The 6,746-nt window shown below is 65.7% G+C and carries 2 protein-coding genes and 3 rRNA genes (1 of these 5 running past the window's edge); all 5 read right to left on the bottom strand.

The genetic code is table 11. The features are described 5' to 3' along the window. Positions 1 to 405: 405 nt before the first annotated feature. Complete coding sequence (locus tag MW084_RS06080) at positions 406 to 1,590, bottom strand: acetoin utilization protein AcuC (RefSeq protein ID WP_010470021.1); 1,185 nt, start codon at positions 1,588 to 1,590, stop codon at positions 406 to 408. 554 nt (positions 1,591 to 2,144) lie between these two features. Next, positions 2,145 to 2,789: an HAD family hydrolase gene (locus MW084_RS06085; protein ID WP_010470022.1), complete on the bottom strand. Its 645-nt coding sequence runs from the start codon at positions 2,787 to 2,789 to the stop codon at positions 2,145 to 2,147. A 79-nt stretch (positions 2,790 to 2,868) separates the two neighbouring features. Then, positions 2,869 to 2,985 (bottom strand): 5S ribosomal RNA (gene rrf / locus MW084_RS06090). Between the two features lie 83 nt (positions 2,986 to 3,068). Beyond that, positions 3,069 to 6,183 (bottom strand): 23S ribosomal RNA (locus MW084_RS06095). Between the two features lie 324 nt (positions 6,184 to 6,507). Further along, a 16S ribosomal RNA gene (locus tag MW084_RS06100) occupies positions 6,508 to 6,746 on the bottom strand (it continues 1,284 nt past the right edge of the window). The 16S, 23S and 5S rRNA genes sit together here, the layout of an rRNA operon.

Consider the following 6,746-nt stretch of genomic DNA (forward strand, 5'->3'; position numbering starts at 1 on the left):
CTCCCCACCCGACTCGGGCACCGGCGCGCCTCAGCGCGCACGGCCGGGAGGACGGATGCGTACGCCGAATCTGGTCGCCATGTCGACACATCTCCCCTGCGCGGGGCCGAGGACCGGACGGCCCGCCGACGACACGGCGTCTGCCGACGCGGCGTAGAGCCCCGGCCGCCCGTGCGTACCCCGGCCGGGCCCGCCCCGGTCGGCGCCGGCGCGCCCGACCGCCCGTCCAGGCCCGGCGCCACCGCGCCCGGCGGCCCCTCCGCGCTTCCGGCAGCCCGCACCCGGCGGCCGGAGGCTCCGACGACTCCCGCCCCCGCCACGTCCGTTCGGAAGCGGCCCCGGACACGTACCGCGGAGCGCCGGCCACCGGACGCCGCACGGCCGACGCCTCGACGCCCCGCCCGCCTACGGCTGGACGAGCAGCCCGCGCAGCGGGAACACCGCCCTGCGGGTGGCCAGCACCGCCTGGTCCAGCCGGTCCCCCGGATCGTAACCGTCCCGCCAGGAACGCCAGTCGACGGGCCACCGCCCGTCGGTCATGCGCCGCGGACCCGGCAACCGGGTCCGCGCGTACACCACGTCCCGCCAGGACTGCGGGACGGCCGTCTCGGGCGCCACATCCGCCCCGGCGACGATGCCCACCAGATGCGCCCAGGACCGCGGCACGACGTCGACGACCGCGTACCCGCCGCCGCCGAGCGCCACCCACCGGCCGCCCTCCACGTACTCCTCGGCGAGGTCCCGGCAGGCCGACTGGACGGCCCGCTGGGCGTCGAGGGAGACCGCGAGGTGGGCGAGCGGATCCTCGAAGTGGGTGTCGGCCCCGTGCTGCGTGACGAGGACCTGCGGCCGGAAGTCCGCGAGCAGCTCGGGGACGACCGCGTGGAACGCCCGCAACCAGCCCGCGTCGCCGGTACCGGCGGGCAGGGCGAGGTTCACGGCACTGCCCGCGCCGGGACCCGGCCCACCGGTCTCCTCGGGCCAACCGGTGCCGGGGAACAGGGTGCTGGGGTGCTCGTGGACGGAGATGGTGAGCACCCGCGGATCGTCCTGGAAGACGGCCTGGACGCCGTCGCCGTGGTGGACGTCCACGTCGAGGTAGGCGACGCGCTCCGCGCCGAGTTCGAGGAGCCGGGCGATGGCGAGGGCGGCGTCGTTGTAGACGCAGAAGCCCGCGGCGGCGCCGGGCATGGCGTGGTGGAGGCCGCCGGTGAAGTTGACGGCGCGCCCGGCGTCGCCGCGCCACACGGCCTCCGCCGCGCCGACCGACAGCCCGGCGATGCGGGCGGACGCCTCGTGCATGCCGGGGAACGCCGGGTCGTCGACGGTGCCCAGCCCGTACGCCCGGTCGGCGTGGCGGGGGTCGGCGGACGCGGCGCGCACGGCGGCCACGTAGTCCTCCCGGTGGACGAGCCGCAGCGTGGAGTCCCCGGCCGGCTTGGCCGCTCTCACCTCGACGGCCCGGTCCACACCGAGGGCCCGCACCAACTCCATGGTCAGCGCGAGCCGTACCGGGTCCATCGGATGCCCGGGGCCGAAGTCGTACCCGGTCACCGCGTCATCCCACATCAACAGTGCGCGCCCGCTCATGACCGCCACCGTATCGGTCGACGCGCCCGGCGAGGGTTCCGGCGTGCTCCACGTGCCATCGGCGGGACCACGAGCGGCACCGCCCCGGCCCCGGCGCCCGGCCTCCTGCTCGCGGCCCGGCGCACGACGGCCCGGCGCACGACGGGGTGGCGCACGACGAGGTGGCGAGAGGGTGGTGACGGGGCGCCATCGGGGGCGGCGACGGGGTGGAAGGCCGGGTACGCGAAGGCGTCGAACCGCGCGGACGGCCGCCACGGCGGCGCGGGGAACGCGCCCGGCTCGGCGCCCCTGCCGGGCGTCGAAGGCGCCCTCGACGTGCGCGCGCAAGCCGGGACGCGGCAGGACGGCGGGGATGCGGTGGAAGGGCGAGCGGCGGGCGGCAGCGGTCGGACGGCAGTCCCACCGGGCCCCGCGCCGGACGGGGAAGCGCCTGCGGGCGATGGCCGCCGAGGCCGTACGCGCGCGGGGCAAGGCCGGAGGGTCCCGGCGACCTGGCCCCGTCCCGGGGCGGTGCGGACGGGGGCGCGGCAGGGCTCAGCGGCCGGGCGGGACCGTCACAGGAGGAGCGCCGGCAGCCGGGCCATGTCGTCGAAGTAGCCGTCGGCGCCGGGGAGTCCGTCGGGCCCGTTCATCGCGGTGAAGGCGTAGACGGTCATACCGGCGGCACGGGCCGCCTGGATGCCGAGGGGACTGTCCTCGACGACGGCACACCGCTCGGGTGCGGTGCCCATGCGTTCGGCGGCGTGGAGGAACAGGTCGGGAGCGGGCTTGCCGCGGCCGACGTCCTGGGCGCTGAACACGGTGCCGGGCGTGAACCACAGGTCGAGCCCGGTCCTGCGGTGTCCCGTACGGATGCGCTCGTGGTCGCCGGAGGAGGCGACGCAGTACGGCACACCGCCCGCGGTGAGGCTGCCGAGGACGTCGGTCACTCCGGGGACGGCGGTGAGGTCGCGCTCGAAGGCGGCGAAGACACGGGCGTGGAAGGTGGCGTCGAAGTCGTCAGGCAGCCGCCGACCGGTCCGTTCGAGGATGGTGTCGTGGACGCGGTGCAGAGCGCCCCCCATGTAGTCCCGGAGGGAATCCTCGTACGTGGTGGGGTGCCCCAGTTCGGTCAGGTAGCCGGCCAGGATGGCGTTGGAAAGCGGCTCACTGTCCACGAGGACACCATCGTTGTCGAATATGACCAGGTCGTAGCGCATGAATCCACCGTATTCGCCGTGAACGCAAAAAAGTCCCGGCTTCGGGGGACGATGCCCCCGAAACCGGGACTGAAGAATTGTTCGGCGGTGTCCTACTCTCCCACAGGGTCCCCCCTGCAGTACCATCGGCGCTGAAAGGCTTAGCTTCCGGGTTCGGAATGTAACCGGGCGTTTCCCTAACGCTATGACCACCGAAACACTATGAAGATATGAACTCGACCGGCCCACACAAGGGGGGAGTTCGTTACTTCAGAACTGACACAGTGGACGCGAGCAACTGAGGACAAGCCCTCGGCCTATTAGTACCGGTCAACTCCACCCATCACTGGGCTTCCATATCCGGCCTATCAACCCAGTCGTCTACTGGGAGCCTTACCCTCTCCAAGGAGGTGGGAACACTCATCTCGAAGCAGGCTTCCCGCTTAGATGCTTTCAGCGGTTATCCCTCCCGAACGTAGCCAACCAGCCATGCCCTTGGCAGGACAACTGGCACACCAGAGGTTCGTCCGTCCCGGTCCTCTCGTACTAGGGACAGCCCTTCTCAATATTCCTACGCGCACAGCGGATAGGGACCGAACTGTCTCACGACGTTCTAAACCCAGCTCGCGTACCGCTTTAATGGGCGAACAGCCCAACCCTTGGGACCGACTCCAGCCCCAGGATGCGACGAGCCGACATCGAGGTGCCAAACCATCCCGTCGATATGGACTCTTGGGGAAGATCAGCCTGTTATCCCCGGGTACCTTTTATCCGTTGAGCGACGGCGCTTCCACAAGCCACCGCCGGATCACTAGTCCCGACTTTCGTCCCTGCTCGACCCGTCGGTCTCACAGTCAAGCTCCCTTGTGCACTTACACTCAACACCTGATTGCCAACCAGGCTGAGGGAACCTTTGGGCGCCTCCGTTACCCTTTAGGAGGCAACCGCCCCAGTTAAACTACCCATCAGACACTGTCCCTGATCCGGATCACGGACCCAGGTTAGACATCCAGCACGACCAGAGTGGTATTTCAACGGCGACTCCACCATGACTGGCGTCACGGCTTCACAGTCTCCCACCTATCCTACACAAGCCGAACCGAACACCAATATCAAACTGTAGTAAAGGTCCTGGGTCTTTCCGTCCTGCTGCGCGAAACGAGCATCTTTACTCGTAGTGCAATTTCACCGGGCCTATGGTTGAGACAGTCGAGAAGTCGTTACGCCATTCGTGCAGGTCGGAACTTACCCGACAAGGAATTTCGCTACCTTAGGATGGTTATAGTTACCACCGCCGTTTACTGGCGCTTAAGTTCTCAGCTTCGCCCGGACGAATCCAGGCTAACCGGTCCCCTTAACGTTCCAGCACCGGGCNGGCGTCAGTCCGTATACCTCGCCTTACGGCTTCGCACGGACCTGTGTTTTTAGTAAACAGTCGCTTCTCGCTGGTCTCTGCGGCCACCCCCAGCTCGGAGTGCAAGACTCGTCACCAGACGTGGCCCCCCTTCTCCCGAAGTTACGGGGGCATTTTGCCGAGTTCCTTAACCATAGTTCACCCGAACGCCTCGGTATTCTCTACCTGACCACCTGAGTCGGTTTAGGGTACGGGCCGCCATGAAACTCGCTAGAGGCTTTTCTCGACAGCATAGGATCATCCACTTCGCCACAATCGGCTCGGCATCAGGTCTCAGCCTTCAATGTGTGACGGATTTGCCTACCACACGGCCTACACCCTTACCCGGGACAACCACCGCCCGGGCTGGACTACCTTCCTGCGTCACCCCATCGCTCACCTACTACCAGTCTGGGCCACCGGCTCCACCACTCCGTGCTTGTCCGAAGACGCACACGACGGCTTCACGGGCTTAGCATCGCTGGGTTCAGCGCTGGCGCTTCAAAGCGGGTACCGGAATATCAACCGGTTGTCCATCGACTACGCCTGTCGGCCTCGCCTTAGGTCCCGACTTACCCTGGGCAGATCAGCTTGACCCAGGAACCCTTAGTCAATCGGCGCACACGTTTCCCACGTGTGTATCGCTACTCATGCCTGCATTCTCACTCGTGAACCGTCCACAACTCGCTTCCACGGCTGCTTCACCCGGCACACGACGCTCCCCTACCCATCACAGCGGGCGTTGGCCCTCATGCTGCAATGACACGACTTCGGCGGTACGCTTGAGCCCCGCTACATTGTCGGCGCGGAATCACTTGACCAGTGAGCTATTACGCACTCTTTCAAGGGTGGCTGCTTCTAAGCCAACCTCCTGGTTGTCTCTGCGACTCCACATCCTTTCCCACTTAGCGTACGCTTAGGGGCCTTAGTCGATGCTCTGGGCTGTTTCCCTCTCGACCATGGAGCTTATCCCCCACAGTCTCACTGCCGCGCTCTCACTTACCGGCATTCGGAGTTTGGCTAAGGTCAGTAACCCGGTAGGGCCCATCGCCTATCCAGTGCTCTACCTCCGGCAAGAAACACACGACGCTGCACCTAAATGCATTTCGGGGAGAACCAGCTATCACGGAGTTTGATTGGCCTTTCACCCCTAACCACAGGTCATCCCCCAGGTTTTCAACCCTGGTGGGTTCGGTCCTCCACGAAGTCTTACCTCCGCTTCAACCTGCCCATGGCTAGATCACTCCGCTTCGGGTCTTGAGCGCGCTACTACACCGCCCTATTCGGACTCGCTTTCGCTACGGCTTCCCCACACGGGTTAACCTCGCAACACACCGCAAACTCGCAGGCTCATTCTTCAAAAGGCACGCAGTCACGAGGGCCCGAAGGCCCCGACGCTCCCACGGCTTGTAGGCACACGGTTTCAGGTACTATTTCACTCCGCTCCCGCGGTACTTTTCACCATTCCCTCACGGTACTATCCGCTATCGGTCACCAGGGAATATTTAGGCTTAGCGGGTGGTCCCGCCAGATTCACACGGGATTTCTCGGGCCCCGTGCTACTTGGGTGTCTCTCCAACGAGCCGCATGAGTTTCGACTACGGGGGTCTTACCCTCTACGCCGGACCTTTCGCATGTCCTTCGCCTACCCATACGGTTTCTGACTCGTCTCACGGCCGGCAGACCGTGAAAGAGAGATCCCACAACCCCGCATGCGCAACCCCTGCCGGGTCTCACACGCATACGGTTTGGCCTCATCCGGTTTCGCTCGCCACTACTCCCGGAATCACGGTTGTTTTCTCTTCCTGAGGGTACTGAGATGTTTCACTTCCCCTCGTTCCCTCCACATGCCCTATGTGTTCAGGCATGGGTGACAGCCCATGACGACTGCCGGGTTTCCCCATTCGGAAACCCCCGGATCACAGCCTGGTTGACGGCTCCCCGGGGACTATCGCGGCCTCCCACGTCCTTCATCGGTTCCTGGTGCCAAGGCATCCACCGTGCGCCCTTAAAAACTTGGCCACAGATGCTCGCGTCCACTGTGCAGTTCTCAAGCAACGACCAGCCACCCACCACCCCCGGACCGAACGTCCGGAGTTCACTGGGGCCGGCGTACCGAAGGCCACGAGCACACGCCCGCACCCTCAGACACCCAACAGCGCGCCCGACAGACTGCCGCTCACCCCTTCCGTTCCACGCTCTCACGAGCAGTACTAGAAAGACCGAACCGGTCACACCTGCCGACTAATCAACGTTCCACCCATGAGCAACCAGCATCGGACGTGCGCCGATGTACTGGCCCCTGACCCGGCCCCCGAAGGGAACCAGGTGAGAAGTGCTCCTTAGAAAGGAGGTGATCCAGCCGCACCTTCCGGTACGGCTACCTTGTTACGACTTCGTCCCAATCGCCAGTCCCACCTTCGACAGCTCCCTCCCACAAGGGGTTGGGCCACCGGCTTCGGGTGTTACCGACTTTCGTGACGTGACGGGCGGTGTGTACAAGGCCCGGGAACGTATTCACCGCAGCAATGCTGATCTGCGATTACTAGCAACTCCGACTTCATNNANNNGNNNTNNNNANGTNA

The organism is Streptomyces sudanensis (assembly GCF_023614315.1).
GTDB classification, from domain to species: domain Bacteria; phylum Actinomycetota; class Actinomycetes; order Streptomycetales; family Streptomycetaceae; genus Streptomyces; species Streptomyces sudanensis.